Raw genomic sequence first — 20,235 nt, forward strand, 5'->3', positions numbered from 1 at the left:
AAAAACCAATAAACAGGGAATCTCACAATAAAGTCTGACCCACACAACATATTTTATATGTTGTGACCTCAATCTATTATAACACTTACCCGACAGTAGCCGTTTGCACCATTAGCTCAGAGATTGAGCACAGTGCTTTAGAAGCTTTCTATTTTTTTCTCAATAGTGTCGCGTAAATTTTCCGGAATGAGATCCTTATATTTTTTTAAATATCTTACAATGATAGGTTCATCAAGATAGCTATCGATTTTATTCAATCTTGACCAGATAACGCCACTTTTAACCAACTTAGCTGGTGACCCGGCCCATACCGAAAATGGTGTCGTTTTCCCTGTAACAATTGAGTTAATACCAACGCTACTACATGGTTGGATTTGCGCCCCTTTCAAAACGGACACATTTTTTCCTATCCAGCAATAGTCACCCACTTCAATACTCTTACATTGATTAATTTTTGTATCGCTGGCTAAGTCGAAAATAGGGTGAGAATCGGTCGTTCTGAGTTGAACCCCGGCAGCTAACATACAATCGTCACCGAAGGTTATGGATTCTTTTTCGGCGATCAATTCCAGTCTGCTTCCAAATCTGCATCTGAGACCAACATTAACGTTAGCTTTGTGGGAAACACTAATACTTCCCCCAAAGAAGATTGCACCCTTTCGAACAATAACACTATTATCATCACCAATAAGTGCGATCTTGAGATTATTGATTTTAGCGCCAGATTCAATAAGCAGTGTATTACCGCTCCCCTTAGCCATTATACTAAGACCATTGATATCACTATTCATTTTGTTGATAGTAATATCGTTGCAATGAGTGTCTGCGTTGATTGATATCATTTTAATCTGGTTTCATCTTTCAGTAGTTTCAGGAAAGCAGATTACCCAGTGGGTAAAGCAATTCATAAATTTGACAGGATAAAGAGGGCTGAAGCTTAACTTGTAATGTGAGGGAACGCCTCTCGTCAGTTTCGGAAAAGCTAGCAGCCACACTTCTTTTTCTTGACCGATCTCCTCCTGTGTATCGACGTTTACAATGATGTCGAAATTACCGATCACAAGGATATCGATAAAGCCGTGTCCACATTACGCTATACGACGTGTATCTTCGAAATTTTCAAGAAATGCGAGACAAGGGATCATGCTCACAGGCTTTAGAGAACCTCAGATTGTATACCCCTATTTCATACTGTCAAATAGTGCGCATGCCCTGAATCATTACTATTTTCGTTGACCTAATGCATGAGCCTGATTGTCATTTTTTTCTGGTAGAGCTTGGTTACACCAGAACTTGTGCGCAAACACCTTAGCCTGAGCGCAAAATATGACTCACACTTTTTTTAATAAGGATATAAGGGATTACACTTATTGCATAGAAAATCAGTGCCGTATAGATTACAAAAACTATACAGACTGTACATTCCATGGACAAAATATGAATATGGATATCAGAAACATAGATACTTTACCGCCTTTTTACACAGAGTTTTTTACCTTCCTTATTTTCGCACCTGCACAAGAACGCCGAAGCAATAAGTAATGTAATCAAATCTTAATAATCAAGTGCGACAATACACAATTACCTGAACAAGACACAAAGTTTACAGTACACAGCCAAATTCCTAACACGCTGTTTCAGTATATGCGTGCTCGTACCTGTCCTATGACAATTCATGAAGCAAAACCCGAAGGGCGGTAGCGTGCCTGAATATAAATCGATGCAAATCCAGGCTACAAACCTGCTAATGGTTTGAGCTGGCTGACCTCATTTTTCTGATGCAATCAAGATCTCCCTTACAAATTCAGTATGCTGTACTGCATGCACTACTCATACGTGAACTCAAGACCCGCTTTGGAGCTTACCGGCTTGGTATAGCCTGGGCTTTTATCGAACCAATCCTGCAGATGGCCGTTTTCATGGGGCTGTTTTACTTTGGGGGACGAAGCTCTGTTGGAGGTCTTGAAATTCCTCTTTTTCTGGCAACAGGTATTGCTCCCTTTCTGTATTTCAAGAAAGTCGTAACGCAATCATTGAATGCAGTCAGTGCCAACAAAAACCTGCTCATATACCGTCAGGTAAGAGTCTTTGATACGTTTTTGTCCCGCTTCATACTTGAATTTATCACCTCTTTTATCGTCTTATCCGGGATCATACTGATCACCTGGTGGGTGGGTTATGAAGTCAATCTGGTGAATAGTCTCATTATCATATATGCCTATCTGTTGCTGAGCATCATTGCATTCGGGTTAGGCTTGATATTTGGGGTTCTCAATACACTTTACCCCGAACCTGGAAAATTTATACCCGCCCTGCTCAGACCCCTCTTGTTCATCTCTGGCACATTTTTCTCCATCAACGAGCTACCTTCAGCCGCACAGGAAATCTTGCTGTGGAACCCACTGATCCATATTTTTGAATTTATGCGCTCAGGCTTTTCATACGACTATGACACAAGTCTGCTCAGTCTAGAGTACGTGGAGATGTGGGCCTTAACAACGCTTACATTAGGCCTTCTGATGCTCCGGGCTAACTGGCGCAGGATGCTGACACAATGATCACCTTCAAGAACGTCACAAAGTATTACCCTACGCCAAACGGTCGCCACTACATACTCAGAGATGTAGACCTTGTTTTGCCGGGTGATAAAAACATCGGTGTTTTTGGTGCTAACGGCAGTGGCAAATCTACATTAATGCGACTGCTGGCCGGTGTTGACCACCCTAATAAGGGCAGCATTAAAGTAGCAGGTAATGTTTCATGGCCCCTGGGACTTTCCGGTTACCAGGGCAGCATGACAGGACGCGAGAACGCTGAGTTTATCTGCCGGATATACGGAAAAGACAAAGAGGAAATCAGGGAGAAGATCGAATACATCAAAAACTTTTCTGAATTGAATGACTTTTTCGAAATGCCTCTCAAAAGCTACTCATCCGGGATGAGATCCAAGTTCTCATTCGCCGTTTGCATGGCTTTTGACTTTGACTACTATCTGATCGATGAGCTCACAGCCGTCGGTGACAAACGATTCAGAGAAAAATGTCGCAAAACCTTTGATGCCAAAAAAGGGATAGCCAACTTTCTTTTCGTCTCACACAACATCAATGAGCTAAAGCGGCAGTGCGATATTGGCATTTATATAAAAAATGGCTCTATCCATGTCCATGACAGCATCGACGATGCCATTGCCGCCTATAACTCCATGTAAATTTGACCTGACCCTATCGACATGCCAGATACCATTCAAACACCGCCTCAAGCCCCCCCGAAAGAAGCTCAGCCCAACAGCAACAGCGAAGTTCTTCGAACGCCACCGAAGTCTAAAAAGCCCGACGCGCCTGCTTACACCATCAAGAAAAAGCTAAAAAAGCTAAAAAAGCTAAAACTGACTCATAAGCTTAAGTCGGCGCTACTGACTCATCAAACCGGGCAGTGGTTTACCGCTATTGTTCTGATTCCCTGGGCAATCGCTGCAATATACTTTACCCTGATCGCTTTCGCCCGTTATGTTTCCGAAGCCAGCTTCCTTATTGAGCGAAGCGACTCAGGTGGGGGTTCTATTGAGGGCCTGAGCCTGTTCGGCGTGACCCCACAAGCCAGCAATGACCAGCGAATTCTGGAGACCTTTATACAATCACCCGACATGCTGGACTACCTCAATCAAGAGGTGAGCCTGAGACAACATTACATTGAATCTGGTGACTGGATCTCCAGACTCTCCCCATCTGCCAGCCAGGAGGACTTTCTCGACTTTTATCGCAGTCATATCAATGTTCGATACAACGATACCAATGGCATGCTGGATATGGAGGTTCAAGGTTTTGAGCCCGAATACGCCAAAAAAATCACCGACCTGATTCTTCTAAAGAGCGAGAGCTTTGTGAATGACATCAGTCACAATCTGGCTAATGAACAGTTGACGTTTGTCCGTTCAGAAGTTGAGCGAGCAGAACAAAGGCTCAAGGACTTCACTCGCAGACTGCTGAATTTCCAGAACGAAACCGGTTTGCTCAGCGTCGAGGAACAAGGGGCTGCCCTTAACGGTATTATGAATGAGCTTCAGGCAGAATTGATCAGAAGCCAAACCGAATTGCAGACGCTGACTTCTTATCTGAACGAGAACTCAAGCCAGGTCATTGCATTAAAACAACGGATCAGCGCGCTTCAGTCACAGATCACCACAGAAAAGGACAAGCTGGTCGACAGTGGATCTACTTCGCTGAACGATCTTGCCGCTCGACAACAAGAGTTACAACTGGATCTCGATCTGGCTACCCAGGCCTACACATCGGCACTGGTTGCCCTGGAAACAACCCGCACCGAGGCGAGTCGTAAATTAAAACAGCTGGTTGTAGTCAGCAGTCCTTACCAGGCACAAGATGCCAAGTACCCCAAGGTGGCCTACTCCCTCATCAACATACTGCTGGTTTTGCTGATGATTTTTGCGCTGGCCCGTATGATTCGCGCCACCATCCATGAGCATCGTGATTGACGAAAGACCAATAAAACAGCATCGTTAAAGCATTCCCGATTTCCAAGACTATGAATCTATGAAACTACCACTCATTTCATCAACAGCCGCTCTCATGCTCAGCATGGCGGCTTATGCAAACACAGCGATCCCCGAATCCACAGAAACAGAAACAGTGGGCCCGGAACTGGTTGAAAACGTCACCCAGCGTACGGTATTCGGTCAAAATTTATTTGATGGCTTCAAGCAGGCCGAGTTTAAAGGGTTCAACCCTGAGTACACTCTGGCCATTGGCGACAGAGTCACTCTGCAAATGTGGGGAGCCTATGAAGTTTCCGTAGAACTCACGGTCGACGCCCAGGGCAATGTCTTTATCCCACAGGTAGGCCCTGTAAAACTGGAAGGTGTTGCCAACAAAGACCTTAATCAGGTGATCGAGAAAAAAGTTCGCAGTGTTTACCAAAAGAATGTCAACGTTTACGCCAGCCTGAATGCAGCAGAACCGGTCAAACTGTTTGTGACCGGCTTTGTGCAATCACCCGGCCTTTATGGTGGCTTCTCATCGGATTCAATACTGGCCTTTCTGGCAAAAGCCGGGGGTATACGCCCAGAGTCTGGTAGTTACCTGAATGTTGAATTAAAACGTAATGGCAAGACCAGAGCCACCTTTAACCTCTATGAGTTCCTTCTTACAGGCACCATTGAACAGATTCAGCTGGGCGATGGTGATACTCTGGTTGTCAACACACGACAAGGTGTTACTGCCTTTGACGGACTGGTGGAAAACCCGGTTCAGATTGAATTCGCCAACGGCCAGACAGCTCTGAAAGACGCACTGGATATGGTCGGTGTATTACCCGAGGCCACCCACGTTCGAATTGCCAGAAACCAAATGGCCAAGCGTAACGTGGAATACCTGCCTATTGCCAAAACAGCCGACGTTCAACTCCAGAGTGGCGATGAAGTCACCGTTGTTTCTGACAAAATGCCCGGAACCATCAGCGTTTCCGTAGAGGGCGAACACAATGGCCAGGCCGTTTATATCCTCCCTTATGGCAGCACCATTAAAGATCTAATGGCCCGCCTCTCCCCTAACGACCGCTCCAACATAGAAGCGATGCAACTCTTCAGAGAGTCGGTGGCAGAACGCCAAAAAGCCATGCTCGATGTACAGTTGAAGCAGCTTGAACAAGCGGCACTCTCAGCACGAAGCAAAAGCATAGGCGAAGCCAATTTAAGAAAAGCCGATGCAGACTCAATCCTTCAGTTCGTAGAAAGAGCCAGACAGACAAAACCACGTGGTCAGGTGCTGTTAGGTCAAAATAAAACTCGCATGGACGTATTGCTGAAAGACCAGGACAGAGTCGTTATTCCTAATAAAACCGTTCTGGTTCAGGTGCACGGCGAAGTTATGTTCCCTAATGCCATGGTTTTTGACAATGGCAAGACTATAGCGGATTACGTTTCCTCGGCAGGGGGATACTCTCAAAAAGCGGACCAATCCCGTGTCCTGATACTCCATAGTGACGGCACTATTTCACGTATTGAGTATAACGATGGCTGGTTTAGCGGCGGCCTCGCCAAATATGACGTTAGGCCCGGCGATGAAATTCTGGTTATGCCACAAGTGGATGAGAAAACCATGCAGTACACCAGTGATATCATGCAGGTGATTTATCAGGTGGCTATGAGTACGGCTGTGGTATTGAGCTTGTAAGGTGGCAATATCGGCAGCATACTGCGTTCAAAGCCTTCTGATCTTTGAGACGAACAATGCCACTCAATACAAAATATCTATCTCTTTTTGAGCAAAATTGGTCTGTGTCTCAAATAGCCGTTAAACGCATGGAAGTTTCGCTCAGCAGGCTTGAACAGCACTTTCCATTGACTGCTCAAGCACTCAAGTCGAAAGATGAAGCGCTATTCGAAAAACTCGATGCTTTCAGAGTTCGATTTGCAGGCCTGCAAGACTGTATTGGCAACAAGCTCTTCAGAAACTTACTACGAATGGAAGATGAAGAAGGCTTGAATATGGCAGATACGTTATCACGGATGGAAAAGCGACATATCCTCAGTTCTGCCGATAGCTGGCGGAAAATGCGTGAAATTTGTAATGTACTTTCTCAAGACTACCCGGAAGCTGAATCACAACGGGCTGATGCGCTCAACATGGCATGGGCTGTGGCTCCCGAACTGATTAAAATTATCGATCAGATCGAAGCTTACCTACTCAAGCTCCACAATTTAAAGTTAGGTGGTGACGATTGAGACAGCCCGGAACAGAAAAACGACATCATTGAGCACCGTTGTAGATATGACGGCCCTACCCTCGCTCAACAATCACCGGTTTAATGGCGACCTCTCCAGATATGACATTAAAGGCGGCAATGTAATGCTTGTTATGCTACAAGCTGATGAAAAAAACATGCAATATACCAGCGATGTTGTGCAGGTTATCTATCAGTTTACGATGAGAGCTCATGTAATGTTGAGCCTCTAACAACCCGGCAATCAGGATCTAAGATGGGAAAATCTAACAGAAAAGGTATTATCCTGGCTGGAGGCTCTGGCACCCGCCTTTATCCCTTAACCCGTGTTGTCAGCAAACAGCTAATGCCGGTTTATGATAAACCCATGATCTATTACCCACTGGCAACATTAATGCTGTCGGGTATTACCGAAATAGCTCTTATCACCACACCTCAAGAACAGCATCGCTTTAAAGAGCTGTTAGGTGATGGCTCGCAGTGGGGTATCCGTCTTGAATATCTGGCTCAACCTTCACCAGATGGCCTCGCTCAGGCTTTTATATTGGCAGAAGAGTTTATAGGTTTAAGTGATTGCGTTCTGATATTGGGTGATAATCTGTTTTACGGTCACAAGTTTTCCAGTCTGCTTCAAAAGGCTGATAAACAACAAGGAGCCACAATCTTTAGTTACCGGGTCAGTAACCCTCGGGATTATGGTGTTATAGAACTGGATGAAAATAACAAAGCTTTGACCATTGAAGAAAAACCCTCAGTGCCCAAATCAAATTATGCTGTAACGGGTTTATATTTCTTCGATAACAAGGTTGTAGACTTTGCTAAATCGGTAAAGCCTTCAGCACGGGGTGAACTGGAAATCACGTCTGTAATTGACTGTTACCTTAAGGAAGGCAGTCTGAATGTTGCCACTATCGGTCGAGGCTCAACCTGGCTGGACACAGGTACTCATCAAAGCCTTCTTCATGCTGCAGCTTATATTGAAACTATTGAATCCAGACAGGGTTTGAAAATTGCCTGCCCTGAAGAAATAGCCTATAGAATGGGCTACATTGGTGCAGAACAATTGTTTGAAATTGCTGGCCCACTGCGTAAGAGCGGCTATGGTATTTACCTCATGAATATTATCGAAGAACTGGAAGGTATCAGCTGGTTCGAACAACATAAGACTGAAGTTGCCTGAGGTACCATGACAGTGAAAGCATTGGAAACAGGCATTGAAGGTCTTAAGGTCATTGAGCCTCAGGTGTTTGGTGATGAACGCGGCTTTTTCATGGAGACCTGGCAAGCCAAAAAATTTGAAGAACTGGGTCTTCCAACCCACTTTGTTCAGGACAATCACAGCCGCTCAAAACAAGGGATATTGCGAGGCCTTCATATTCAAACTCAACACACTCAGGGAAAACTGGTAAGAGTGATTCAGGGCGAAGTGTTTGATGTCGCTGTAGACTTGAGAAAAGGCTCTGACACCTACGGTCAATGGCACGGTGTTTACCTTTCTTCAGAAAATAAACGTATGTTCTGGGTGCCCGAAGGTTTTGCCCACGGTTTTTATGTCACCAGTGAAAGTGCTGATTTCGTTTATAAGTGCACAGATTATTATGCGCCAGAGTATGATTTGAGTATTGCCTGGGATGATCCTGAACTGGGGATTGAATGGCCGTTGGTTGATGGGGAGCAGCCTTTGCTGTCTGGTAAGGATGAGAATGCTGTTGCGTTTGTTGGAGCTGGAAGCTGGAAGCTGGAAGCTGGAAGCGATGGTGGAAGTGCCGAAAATGTCGGGAACAATTTTCGGTCTGGAAGGTGGGTTAGGGAAGGTTGAAGATGAGGGTTTTAATTACGGGTTGTGATGGGCAATTGGGGTATGAGTTGCAGAGGGCTGTGCCTGAAGGAATAGAGCTACTTTGTGCTGATCGATATCGACTGGATATTACCTCGCAGGTATCTGTTGATGCTTACTTTGATGCTCATGAGCCTGAAGCGGTGATCAATGCCGCGGCTTATACTGCGGTTGATAAAGCGGAGACAGACAGTGATTCAGCTTTCGCAGTGAATACCAAAGGCGCCGCTTACCTGGCAGAAGCATGCTCAAAGCATGACATCCCGATGGTTCAGGTATCAACAGACTTTGTCTTTGATGGCTCCCAATCAACGCCCTATAAAGTGACTGACAAAACCAACCCTGTCAATGTTTACGGAGAAAGCAAGCTTCAGGGCGAAAAACAAGTTCTTGAGATACTCGGCAACAAAGCCGTTGTCATTCGCACAGCCTGGGTCTATTCCTCCCACGGTAATAATTTTGTAAAAACCATGCTCAACCTGATGCAAGAAAAAGAACAGCTAGGTATCGTTTTTGACCAAATTGGCACCCCCACTTCCGCCAAGTCACTAGCACAATGCTGCTGGCAATCACTAAAAAAGCTTCAAGCCTCCAGCTTCCAGCTTCCAGCTTTGACCGCCAAGGATGGTGGAAATGCAGAGAATGTCGGGAACAATTCTCTGCCCAGCTTCCAGCTTCCAGCTATCTTCAACTGGACCGACGCCGGAGTAGCAAGCTGGTACGACTTCGCTGTGGCGATCCAGGAAGAAGCGTTATCTCTTGGCATTCTGAAAAAAAGCATCCCGGTCAAACCAATTCCAACTTCGGCCTACCCTACTCCGGCTGAACGCCCTAAATACAGCGTTTTGGACAAACAGCTGACATACTCTGAGTTAGTGCTTCCCATTGAACATTGGCGAAGTGCTCTCAGGTCCGTGCTCACAGAGCTTAAGTCAGACAAACCAGTTTCATGAAATCACTATTAGTCACCGGTGGCGCCGGATTCATTGGAGCAAACTTTGTTCAATACTGGATAAAGCAATACCCCGAGCATAACATCGTAGTTCTTGATGCCCTGACTTATGCAGGAAATCTTGCCAGCCTTGATCCCATCAAAGATCACCCCAATTACACCTTTGTACACGGGAATATTCTGGATACAAAACGGGTAGAAGGTTTACTGAGAAACCATAAAATCGACACTTTAGTCCACTTTGCAGCTGAATCCCATGTAGACCGCTCCATAACAGGCCCGGATGCATTCCTTGAAACGAATATCATAGGCACCCACAGCCTGCTCAAAGCGGCAAAAAAAGTGTGGTTGGACGAAGACCTGTTACAAGGTAAAGAACATCGTTTCCATCATGTCTCTACTGACGAGGTATACGGCACTTTGTCGTTAAGTGAACCAGCCTTTACCGAAGAAACCGCGTACGCCCCAAACTCGCCCTATGCAGCCAGCAAAGCATCCAGTGACCACTTGGTTCGCTCCTATCAGGAAACCTACGGTCTAAAGACCACAATTAGCAACTGCTCCAACAACTACGGCCCTTACCATTTCCCGGAAAAACTGATCCCGCTGGTTATCACAAACATCCTGCACGACAAGCCACTCCCCATATACGGCGACGGCAAACAAATCCGCGACTGGCTGTATGTAGAAGATCATGCCCGCGGAATAGAGCTGGTTCTCAACAAAGGCAAAGTCGGCGAAAACTACAACATCGGCGGCCACAACGAATGGCACAACATCGACATAGTTAAACTCGTCTGTAAGTTGTTGAATGAAAGCTTCCAGCTTCCAGCTTTGATCGCCAAGGATGGTGGGAATGCAGAGAATTTCGGGAACAATTCTCTGTCCAGCCTCCAGCTCAAACAACGCTTCCCAACAGCAAAGTCCGCCATCGCCGGTAACTCAGAATCCCTGATCGAGTACGTAAAAGACCGCCCCGGCCACGACCGCCGTTATGCGATTGATGCAGCAAAAACCCGCTCAGAGCTGGGTTATGAACCCAAAGAATCTTTTGAAACCGGTATTCGCAAAACCGTTGAATGGTATTTGAACAATCAAGATTGGTGGCTAGCTGTTATCGATGAAAGCTATCAAGACTGAATCAACCAGCAACATTGTTTGAAAATTCTTAAGTCCTTAATTAAAAGCCAAAAACAAACTCACTAAATCCCTTTAACTTATCCACTTCATAAATAAAATGCAATTTAACACAATCAAAGATGAACTTTTAAAAAAGGGACAACTCGTCTCTTTAAATAGTAAGAAAAAGCAGACTCTCTCTAAGAATCAACCAAAAGGTTATATTGATTATGTCAGTGGTCTCTATTTGGGTGGTTGGGTAGCATACGATAAAAAAAACCAAACTAATGCCAATTACGATAACTGTAATATTTTGGTTAATGGAACTCCTGTTTGCCAGTTCGTCCCAAAGGTTGAGCGAGAGGATTTATTGGCATTACCCGAGATTAATCATGGTAAAGGCTTCGATTGGCAATTACCAGTAAAAGCTATTGTGAAAATTTTAAAACAATCAGAAAAATTGACCTTTTCACTCTCAGTTCATGAATCACCTATACAGCATGAAGTCACAATTGAAAAAGATGATTTTTACAGAAGTGTTGCCAAGACTTTAAAAAGTGACCTTAATCACTATATTTCACTGACCCCATTGATTAATGAGGACAGTATTGGTTACCTAACTGAATGGAACAAATTGTTTTTAATTGACTCGTTGTTTCAGTCTGGCCTTTACAAAGAACTCAGCACACTCTTTGAACTCATCATCCCAAACTTGAACTTCGATAAAAATGCAGAAAATGAGTATTATGAGCTGTTGAATAAAGTTCGATTCAATCCTGATTTTATTGCTGCTTTTCTTCAGCAGACAGGTGATCAATATTATCAGCATCCATTATCCGATAAAATTACCGAGGTGCTCTGCCAGCTACCTTACCTCAAAGCTAAGGACTTAATAACCAGCTACTCAGCTTCAGCTATTGAAGAAAATTTAGTTGAAAGCTGTACTGGTTCTGAAAGTAGAAAGTTTGAATTCATTGAAAACTTTCCTAAAGATCAGATTGAAGGGCTGATGTTATGGAATAACCTCACTGAAGAACTAAAGAAAGACTACTGGCCACTGCTTGCAGGTGCTCTACAATATCAAAATCGCAGCCATGAGTTAAAACTAATCAACTGTGATCCATCCTGGTATCTAAAGCATGATCAGGGTGAACTCAATAAAAATGAGGCACTTAGGCTGGCTATAACCAATCCAGATAATCATTGGTTTGCTCTATCATTTGTTGTACAGGCTCTGGAAACAAATCGTGACCCCATAGTTGTTTCCGAACTTCTTAAAGAGTATGCTTGGAAAATCTGGAATCTTGATTACTTTAATACAGATAGTTTTTGTTATGTGACTGACGCTTTACTAAAAGACAGGCCAAGTCAGTCTATTTATAAAAACTTAATCGAAGCGTTTGATAATGTACTCCGTTATAAAATAAGCAATAATGCTAACGAACTGAAAAGAGAAACATTTCAAAAAACTCTGGCCGGAGTAATCAACACTGGTATTTTGTGTCAGTTTCAGGAGTTTTCTATTCTTGAAAATATGGTACGCCCTGTCTTAAGCCTTAGTGAAGCCTACACTGACTCACTTTGCTTTGAGGAACTGGAAGCGTTTGACTACAATATTTATCACGAATTTAAGCACTTCTACAAAAGAATCAGAAAGATAAAGACATTCTTTAATTCATTTGATTCGTCTCATGCATACAGTAATGAGGAACTTGCCGCTATAGTTCCTGAATTGCTTACCCTAAAAAGGGAATTTGGTGTAGAAGGCATTGACCAGCACTTCCTTGCTTTATCTCGCTATATTCAACTGACTGAAAGAACTGCATTATTCGACCTTCTGAAGGCTATCCATATAGAGATGGGTGACACCTTTTCTGCACTGCAATTGGAAAGCTGCCCTGAATCGCGAAGAGAACTGATGCGTAAGATCAGTGAGCACGGTGATAAGGCTAGAAGGAAAGATTCTTATTGGTTTAAAGCAGCACTAAATGCCAGAAGTAGCGAAGGTCACGAAGAAACAAGGGCGTTTATTGACAAACTGTCACATTTTCTAAAAACTTCAGAGCAGACGGATCAGGATAATAATCCAGATCTTATTGAGCTTTTGGTCAGTGAAACTCTATGGTTAGCCAAACATGATGCTATTGAAGGAGATTTGCTTCAAATTATTGAGCCACTGGCAAGTACAAAAGTACTGACTTCGTGGCTCAAGTTAAAATTATATGTTTCACTAAAACTCACTGAAGAGCAAAGCAGTATCAATGTAATACATCAACTTTCTGACCAGTTCGGTGGTATTGCTAACCTCACTGATACATTAGAACTACTGAACAGCACCATTGCTGATATAACAGATTTGAATCGTCAAAAAGTTATATGCCGTAAAATTACCGAAAATGGAATATATCCATACCTTAAGGTAATCATATACAGCTGCAACAAATACGAAAGCACACGGCATCAGATTATTCGTGATACCTGGTTAAACGATCTTAAAAGCTGCGGTATAGATTACGCTTTTGTTGTAGGTGATGCCGAAGTAGCCCATTGTGATAACGACAAAATCAGACTTGATGTACCAGATACGTACGAAGAGCTACCACACAAATCACTTCGTATGTTTGAATTTGCTGCACAGAGCAGCAGTCATCAGTACTATTACAAACTGGATGATGATTGTGTTCTAAATGTCAAAGCGATGTTCGGTGATCCTGCATTTTTAGGGCATGATTACTTTGGGCGTATCGTAAACCGCCCTATGGGTGGGGTTGACAGAAGCTGGCACCACCAGAAATCTACAACAAATGAGGCAAAAACATCATTAGACCTCAGCCCTGAACTGTCCAGCTATGGTGATGGAAGTACGGGCTATATTCTCAGCCGTAATGCTATAAACAAAATGAATCAACAGGCTAAGTCCTTTGACAATATTCAACTACTTTCTACTTCTTATTTTGAAGATAAACTTGTAGGTGATTTATTATCCCTATCAGATATTCGCTGTATTGATAAAGGCTATAACTGTGTAATTCGCCGCAATGTGGCTAATGGTCGTGATGTTCAAATATGGGACTACGGGTTACTCCCAAATAAAGTTACAAATATTAAAGTTTTACATACTGAAGATGATCAATTCAGACGCAATTTTTATAAGCAATTGCATGATGAATGGTCACTAGAAGTGCCTAATTTAATCTATCGTGATGTTACAGACGACATGTCACCAGCTTGGCTCTCTGCATCAGAACAAGCTCCGGTTTTAAAGGCTCTCAAAGTAAACAAAATTGCAATTGAAAAAGCTAAAGTTTTAGGCATCATTGTAGGTAAAAATGAACAGGAGTTTTTACCAAACCTTTTGTCGCACCATCGTAAGATTGGTGTAGAGCATTTCCTTTTCGTTGATAATAGCTCATCTGATAACTCCATAGATTACATGCTGGAACAGGACGATGTTTCCGTCTTTGTTGCAACGCAAGATTACAAATTTTCACGATTTGGAGTAAATTGGCAAGAAACTCTCTGCAGTCACTATTGCCTTGGCAAGTGGACTTTGATCATAGATTCGGATGAACTATTTGTATTCGACAACTTTGAAGAGCAAAGCATTCAAGAATTAGTAGCAAAAGCAGACCATGAACATGCGACAGCAATCCTCTCACCTATGGTAGATTTCTACCCAAAAGGCTCACTGGATACTGCAGATATAACAGAAAGTCGCCCATTTTATGAGACTTGCAATTACTTTGATACAGTCGAATCTATGAAAGTACTTGACCAGGCGAATTATGGACCATTCAGTAACTCAAAAGTCTATTCTGCTGGGGTTCGTGAGCGTATCTTTGGTAAATACAATGCTTACCCACAGCCAAATTATCTCAATCAAAAATATAATCTATTAAAATACAACCCAGGTATGAATCTGATAGAAGGTCTCCATTTTATGGTAGGCCATAAAATATTTAGTAAGCAATGCGGAATTATGCATTTTAAATATCACTCTAAATTCCATACAAAGATCGTCCGAGAAATTAAATCAGGGCAACATTGGAATAATGGTGCAGAATATCGAAGATATTTAGGGTTATTCAATAAAAATGAGGTACCTCAACTACGTTGTAAAAAAGCATCTATAAAATACAGAAATAGTTCCGATTTAAAAAGAGCCAATTACATTTCTGAAATGGAGTGGTAAGCTGTGTATAAGGAACTAGTTCTGCATACTGAGACTGAAAAAACAGGAACCACGTCTATTCAAAAAAATTCTAGAAATGAATAGTTCTGCATTAATGAATATCAGAAATGGAAGTCAGGAATGAATACACAAACTATTCATTTAAACATGCAATAATGATGAACAAGATTGAAACTTATCAAAACTCGAATCATTTTACAGAAAACCAAAGTTACCTATAGCCACAAAGAACAGGATAAAAGACCACAACTTAGTTTTTAATAAATCACCAACAAAATACAGAAGAACTGTCAATTTTAATTTGGTGCAAATACAACTAAACTGCGGTGTTAAAGAAATGTATGAAAAAGTTAATACTCCATATTGGAACTTGGAAAACAGGTACCACAACAATACAGAACTATCTATTCAATAACTCGGAAGAACTGGCAAAACAAGGTATTATTTACTCGAATAGTTGCTCCAACAACACTTTCTTAATTCACTTTTTCCATAGCAATAATGATAATCATGTTACAGTTAGGAATAGTAGTAAAGGTCAGAATGAGCTTTTTACTAATGCGAAGGATGAAATCACCAAATTAATTAAAACAACCAATAATTCAAAAACTTTAATCCTTTCTTCTGAGTTCCTTTTAGATTTGTCCGTAAGTGATATTTATGGATTAAAGTATTATTTCAAAGAATATTTTGATGAAATTAAGGTAATAGCCTATATCAGACATCCTGCACTGCATGCATCCTCTGCGGTAAATGAACAGGTTAAGCAAGGTCATTATAATATTAAGACTGCTTTTAAATACCACTCTAAACCTGATGAGATAAATCGAGTATTCAGATGGGTAGAAGTGTTTGGTAAAGAGTCGATTAAAATAATTCCATTTGAGAAAAAGTCACTTAAAAGTGGTGATCTTTTAACTGACTTTAGATTTTATTGTAATATCAAATCTAATGATAATGACTCAAACACAAAAAACATAGACAATACCACCCTGAGTGAAGCTGCGATGTTAATTGCAGACTCACTTTCAGAAATAGCACCTAGCGGTAGCTGTGATAGAGGGCCCTCTGAATACTTAAATAAAATCTCAGGCCCAAAATATACAGCTGACACCTACTTTCTTGAGGAAGTAGTAGAGAATACAAAAGTGCAGTTAGAACTACTAGAAAAGAATTTTGGTATAAAACTGGCCGGTAATATACAAGACAAGGTAAAGATTAACGAAGTTTGGACTAAAGATACAATCACATCAATTGCAAAGATTCTTAATGATCTTTCTTTAATCAACTCACGTCTAAAATCAGAAAACAAATCATTAAGAGCAGACTTAACAACTTTAACCAATTCTACAGATCGAAACAAAAATCAAAACAAAGATCAAAAAGAGCTATGTGGTTATTCCGGTGAATTCGGCCACTCAGTCGACTCCTTTACAGAGTAGAGAGGTATTTATGAAAAGCATTCCATTTATTATCTGGACCTTTAGAAGGGCAGGTGGTACAAACTTCGCCCAATTTCTATTTAATCTTACCCCATATCCAAAAATAGAGCATGAACCTTTTAATGATGATCGTGTTTTTGGAAACATCACAAGGTCGTTTAGAGATAAAAAAGACACAGAAAAACTTCGTATTGACATACGAAAAGCTCTTTCGAGCAAGCCGACCATTAAGCACTGTTTAGAAATAATACCTAATGAGCTAAACCTACAGCTTATGCAGGAGTCAACAAGACTTGGCTATAGACACCTCTTTCTATATAGAGAAGACCCTAAATCCAGATTACTATCATTACATTATGCTCAAAAAACAGGTATTTGGGGAAAAAAACAGCTAAAGCCAGTTGATCCTAAAATCTTTACCACACCAATAAATGTTACAAGCTTGATTAATCATGAGAATCAATCAAGAAAAAAAATGCTAACCGTCTACAATCAAATGCTATTAGAAAATCTAAACCCAATAGCGATCTCTTTTGAAGATCTTTATAAAAACAAAGATGTTAGTATTTCTGTAAAACATGCTAAATACATTGTAAATAATCTCAATCTAGACTCAGAACTCATCGACGACATTATTTATGAGGAAATGTTAAGAGGGAAATCACAAGGTACGAAAAAAGATTATCATAAGTTTTGCAATTCACATGAGGCTTCAAGTGCAATTGAAAAATTACCTCTATTCAAGCTAGACCATGAAGGTTAAACACAGCACCCTATTACCAAAAACAATTAATTAAAAGTAGAGAGTTAGAGCACCAATAGAGAAAACTGACCATCACAGGCTTTGTTTTACATTCCATGTAAATATAGAAACCTAAATAATTTTCAATCCATAAACCTGTATTAACAGAAAAAAACAGGCTTTGATACTTAACGTGAGTTCGATGCAAAAAAAGACAAGGAAGCCCCTGTGATTTAACTATCTTTCGGTTGCACCCCTCAGATAGCTAACCAGAGGCTCCCATGTCTATGACCAGTGTATTCTGTGATGTCGATGATTTCTGCCTTACTTTTGAACCAGAATGGCATAAGCAGCTTATCTGCAATGCCAAAAAGTCACCGGTTATATCGAAACTGTCGCTGAGTGAAATAATGACTATCATCACTTGTTTTCATCAGAGTGCCTTCCGAGATTTCAAACATTACTACCAGAATCACATTGTGCGTCATAAATCAGACTGATTCCCCAATCTGGTCTCTTACAATCGTTTTGTGGAGCTCATGAAACAAGCATTGAGACCATTGACCGTTTATCTCAAAAGTCAATGTATGGGGCAACAAACTGGTTTGTCATTCATTGATTCAACGCCAATTGTCGTTTGTGATAACCACCGAATTAACAGCCATAAGGTTTTCTCAGAAGAGGCTAAACGTGGAAAGACGTCTACAGGTTGGAAGTTTGGCTTCAAACTCCACCTGATCATCAACCATTTGGGAGAAATTTTATCCTTCTGTTTGACGACAGCTAACACTGATGACCGAAAGCCAGTGCCAGATCTTGTTGAAGATTTAGCAGGCCAGCTTTATGGGGACAAGGGTTATATCTCAGAAAAGCTAGTGGCTTGGTTGAAAGAGAAAGGATTGAATCTGGTTACGAAAGTGAGGAAGAACATGAAGCCAAAGGAGCTGAAAGCCTTTGACAAAGTGATGTTACGAAAAAGGGCTGTCATAGAGAGTGTTAACGATCAACTTAAAAACATCTCTCAGATAGAGCACTCCCGCCACCGGTCACCATTCAACTTTGCTGTAAACCTGATAGCAGGCCTCATAGCCTATACCCTGCAACCCAGAAAGCCTCATATTGATATTTCATTACTAACAGAAGGTGTACCGATGGCTTTCTGAGCGTCGAACTCACGTTACTTACCCATTCAAACGTAAGCCAATAGACCTTATATATTTAAATGATGAAAACCATTTACCTACATATCGGCACCAACAAAACCGGAACAACCAGCATTCAAAAGCAACTCGCATTGCATCGGCAGCTACTCAAAAAGCAAGGTATACTCTACCCTACCTCAGGCCAGGCTGGGAGTGCCCACTACCCACTGTCTTGGGGATTAGGACTCGGTCACCCACCTGCAGATTACAAACACACACCTGAACATTGGCTAAATGTTGTTAATGAAATCAAACACTCAGATTGTGAAAAGATAATTTTAAGCTCTGAGTTTTTTATATTGCTCAGAAATAAAATGCATGCTGAAATCATCAGGGATTACCTTTCAGATTTTGATGTAAAAATAGTCGTATATATTCGTCGGCAAGATAAGTATTTGGAATCAGTTTATAGTCAAGCTGTAAAAATGGGGGCAAAAGTACCTTCTAACATTATGGATTTCTATAATAATAACAAGCCATCGTATAACTACTTTCAAGTGTTAATGCCTTGGGTTGAAGTCTTTGGAAAGTCGAACATAAAGCTAAAACTTTATGGGGATCGTAAAACGTTCAATGCTGTTGAAGATTTTTTCAAAATCATTGGTGAGAGCTGCCCATTTGATAGCAGCGAAGAGAAGAGAAGCAACTTATCATGGAATGCTCACCTTGTTCGCTTTATGGCCAAGCATCGCGATATTTTCCCTTCTACTCATGAGCGAGCTATCTTTGTCAAATGGTTCAACTCTAAAGAACAGTTTAGAGAAAAAGGTACTTTATTAAACCCAAACCAAAGAAAGCAAGTTCTTGAGCACCACTCTACTATAAACAAAAAAATTGCAAAGCAGTATTTTGATGCAGACAATTTATTTGATGACAGCGATGTCGAAAAATTAAATAAAAGCTTTATTCCAGTTAACGAATCACAAGAAGTTGAAAAACTTATATTCAAAGAGCTATTCGCAGGAAGAATTAAATTTTAACAACCACTTCTTAATTTTAAGAATCTATTAATAGTACTTTTTTTGTGTTGAAAAAAATCCGACGTTTAACCAGGTTAAGTATTAGAAGACTAACTTTATACTTAGCTCAAGCGATAAAACTACTTCCTATTAAGCAATCACTACGCCTGCGAGCTTTATTAGGTGAAAAGCCAAGACGTCACCCGACCATCACTGGCTTAAAAGTCTGTAACCATCAATTCAAGGGGTATATTGATGAAATCTGCAGTAATGTTATTTCTGGTTGGCTCTATTCTGACACGAAAACACCGATCGCTTTAACCTTGGAAATTAATGGAAGATCGACATTCGACACAACAGCAAATATCTTTAGGCAAGACTTGCTTGACAATGGGCTACCTACAGGACAAGCTGGCTTCAGGTTTTTATTACCAGAAGCGGCTAACGCTAAAGCATTTGATTTTAGAATCTTATCGAAGCTCTGTGGGTCAATTGTTTTCAGTGGCCGTTATATTGCAGAACAGACCACAGAACAGATAAATTCACTACACAATATACAAAAAGCCTTAAGAAGTGGGCAGATTAATGGTATTGAAGGCCCTGCTTCGGAGTGGTTATTAGAGCAGGTTATTCCTGGCTTAATGCAAAACATTCGCTCATCAAATAAAGTTCGTATCCCCCCCCTGAAATCGCAGCCTTTCACTGAAAAAGCACCGAGTTTAGCACCTGAAGTTGATATCATAATTCCAGTCTATAGCGGCCTGAAAGAAACTCAGGATTGCATTAAAAGTGTCTTGAATGCAATTTACGAAATGCCCTATGAAATCATTGTTATTAATGATGCTGGCCCAGATAGCATTTTAAATGAATGGTTACGTGATTTAGGTGATCAACAAAAAATAACCCTTTATGAAAATTCAGTAAACTTGGGCTTTGTAGGTACTGTTAACAAGGGAATGAAACTTCACCCAGAGCGGGACATAATTTTACTAAACTCCGATACTATCGTTAGCAATAATTGGTTGGACAGACTGAAAAATGCAGCTTACAGC

Annotated in this window: 15 protein-coding genes and 1 pseudogene; 15 read left to right on the top strand and 1 reads right to left on the bottom strand. The window is 41.3% G+C overall.

Translation table 11 applies throughout. The features are described from left to right. Window positions 1-137: 137 nt before the first annotated feature. Window positions 138-842 (bottom strand): hypothetical protein, encoded by a 705-nt coding sequence (locus tag KDK17_RS05210; protein ID WP_257287514.1) that lies wholly within the window; start codon window positions 840-842, stop codon window positions 138-140. Between the two features lie 936 nt (window positions 843-1,778). Here KDK17_RS05210 and KDK17_RS05215 point away from each other — a divergent pair. The 15 genes and pseudogenes from KDK17_RS05215 to KDK17_RS05285 form a co-directional block, all read left to right on the top strand. Continuing rightward, window positions 1,779-2,558 carry an ABC transporter permease gene (locus KDK17_RS05215; protein ID WP_257287515.1) on the top strand — a complete coding sequence of 260 codons (780 nt, stop codon included), beginning with the start codon at window positions 1,779-1,781 and terminating at the stop codon, window positions 2,556-2,558. Then, complete coding sequence (locus KDK17_RS05220; protein ID WP_257287516.1) at window positions 2,555-3,208, top strand: ABC transporter ATP-binding protein; 654 nt, start codon at window positions 2,555-2,557, stop codon at window positions 3,206-3,208. The genes KDK17_RS05215 and KDK17_RS05220 overlap by 4 nt, the downstream gene beginning before the upstream one ends. A gap of 21 nt (window positions 3,209-3,229) precedes the next feature. After that, complete coding sequence (locus KDK17_RS05225) at window positions 3,230-4,492, top strand: hypothetical protein (protein WP_257287517.1); 1,263 nt, start codon at window positions 3,230-3,232, stop codon at window positions 4,490-4,492. Between the two features lie 58 nt (window positions 4,493-4,550). After that, window positions 4,551-6,188, top strand: a complete 1,638-nt coding sequence (locus KDK17_RS05230; protein ID WP_257287518.1) for a polysaccharide biosynthesis/export family protein — start codon at window positions 4,551-4,553, stop codon at window positions 6,186-6,188. A 56-nt stretch (window positions 6,189-6,244) separates the two neighbouring features. Continuing rightward, the gene (locus KDK17_RS05235; RefSeq protein ID WP_257287519.1) at window positions 6,245-6,739 is read left to right on the top strand and encodes a hypothetical protein; all 495 of its coding nucleotides are present in this window, start codon (window positions 6,245-6,247) and stop codon (window positions 6,737-6,739) included. 255 nt (window positions 6,740-6,994) lie between these two features. Next, entirely contained in the window at window positions 6,995-7,918 is a 924-nt protein-coding gene (rfbA, locus tag KDK17_RS05240) for a glucose-1-phosphate thymidylyltransferase RfbA (protein ID WP_257287520.1), read from the top strand. A 6-nt stretch (window positions 7,919-7,924) separates the two neighbouring features. Next, a complete protein-coding gene (gene rfbC / locus KDK17_RS05245; RefSeq protein ID WP_257287521.1) occupies window positions 7,925-8,557 on the top strand; it encodes a dTDP-4-dehydrorhamnose 3,5-epimerase in 633 nt (210 codons plus the stop codon). 2 nt (window positions 8,558-8,559) lie between these two features. Further along, window positions 8,560-9,528: a dTDP-4-dehydrorhamnose reductase gene (rfbD, locus tag KDK17_RS05250; protein ID WP_257287522.1), complete on the top strand. Its 969-nt coding sequence runs from the start codon at window positions 8,560-8,562 to the stop codon at window positions 9,526-9,528. Continuing rightward, complete coding sequence (gene rfbB / locus KDK17_RS05255) at window positions 9,525-10,667, top strand: dTDP-glucose 4,6-dehydratase (protein ID WP_257287523.1); 1,143 nt, start codon at window positions 9,525-9,527, stop codon at window positions 10,665-10,667. Before rfbD ends, rfbB begins: the two co-directional genes overlap by 4 nt. A gap of 97 nt (window positions 10,668-10,764) precedes the next feature. After that, window positions 10,765-14,838, top strand: coding sequence for a glycosyltransferase family 2 protein (locus KDK17_RS05260; RefSeq protein ID WP_257287524.1), 4,074 nt, complete (start codon window positions 10,765-10,767; stop codon window positions 14,836-14,838). 341 nt (window positions 14,839-15,179) lie between these two features. After that, window positions 15,180-16,280 carry a hypothetical protein gene (locus KDK17_RS05265; RefSeq protein WP_257287525.1) on the top strand — a complete coding sequence of 367 codons (1,101 nt, stop codon included), beginning with the start codon at window positions 15,180-15,182 and terminating at the stop codon, window positions 16,278-16,280. Window positions 16,281-16,290: 10 nt separating this feature from the next. Next, window positions 16,291-17,043, top strand: coding sequence for a hypothetical protein (locus KDK17_RS05270; RefSeq protein WP_257287526.1), 753 nt, complete (start codon window positions 16,291-16,293; stop codon window positions 17,041-17,043). Window positions 17,044-17,303: 260 nt separating this feature from the next. Then, window positions 17,304-18,185: pseudogene (locus tag KDK17_RS05275) on the top strand (IS982 family transposase). 59 nt (window positions 18,186-18,244) lie between these two features. Then, window positions 18,245-19,204 carry a hypothetical protein gene (locus tag KDK17_RS05280; protein ID WP_257287527.1) on the top strand — a complete coding sequence of 320 codons (960 nt, stop codon included), beginning with the start codon at window positions 18,245-18,247 and terminating at the stop codon, window positions 19,202-19,204. Window positions 19,205-19,248: 44 nt separating this feature from the next. Next, the coding region (locus KDK17_RS05285) for a glycosyltransferase family A protein (RefSeq protein ID WP_257287528.1) at window positions 19,249-20,235 on the top strand (987 nt) is incomplete at its 3' end.

The organism is Endozoicomonas sp. SESOKO2, from assembly GCF_024606245.1.
Classification (GTDB): domain Bacteria; phylum Pseudomonadota; class Gammaproteobacteria; order Pseudomonadales; family Endozoicomonadaceae; genus Endozoicomonas_A.

Coding starts and splice junctions, on each gene's coding strand:
- KDK17_RS05210 (WP_257287514.1), bottom strand. CDS start 842: ATGATATCAATCAACGCAGACACTCATTGCAACGATATTACTATCAAC.
- KDK17_RS05215 (WP_257287515.1), top strand. CDS start 1,779: ATGCAATCAAGATCTCCCTTACAAATTCAGTATGCTGTACTGCATGCA.
- KDK17_RS05220 (WP_257287516.1), top strand. CDS start 2,555: ATGATCACCTTCAAGAACGTCACAAAGTATTACCCTACGCCAAACGGT.
- KDK17_RS05225 (WP_257287517.1), top strand. CDS start 3,230: ATGCCAGATACCATTCAAACACCGCCTCAAGCCCCCCCGAAAGAAGCT.
- KDK17_RS05230 (WP_257287518.1), top strand. CDS start 4,551: ATGAAACTACCACTCATTTCATCAACAGCCGCTCTCATGCTCAGCATG.
- KDK17_RS05235 (WP_257287519.1), top strand. CDS start 6,245: ATGCCACTCAATACAAAATATCTATCTCTTTTTGAGCAAAATTGGTCT.
- rfbA (WP_257287520.1), top strand. CDS start 6,995: ATGGGAAAATCTAACAGAAAAGGTATTATCCTGGCTGGAGGCTCTGGC.
- rfbC (WP_257287521.1), top strand. CDS start 7,925: ATGACAGTGAAAGCATTGGAAACAGGCATTGAAGGTCTTAAGGTCATT.
- rfbD (WP_257287522.1), top strand. CDS start 8,560: ATGAGGGTTTTAATTACGGGTTGTGATGGGCAATTGGGGTATGAGTTG.
- rfbB (WP_257287523.1), top strand. CDS start 9,525: ATGAAATCACTATTAGTCACCGGTGGCGCCGGATTCATTGGAGCAAAC.
- KDK17_RS05260 (WP_257287524.1), top strand. CDS start 10,765: ATGCAATTTAACACAATCAAAGATGAACTTTTAAAAAAGGGACAACTC.
- KDK17_RS05265 (WP_257287525.1), top strand. CDS start 15,180: ATGAAAAAGTTAATACTCCATATTGGAACTTGGAAAACAGGTACCACA.
- KDK17_RS05270 (WP_257287526.1), top strand. CDS start 16,291: ATGAAAAGCATTCCATTTATTATCTGGACCTTTAGAAGGGCAGGTGGT.
- KDK17_RS05280 (WP_257287527.1), top strand. CDS start 18,245: ATGATGAAAACCATTTACCTACATATCGGCACCAACAAAACCGGAACA.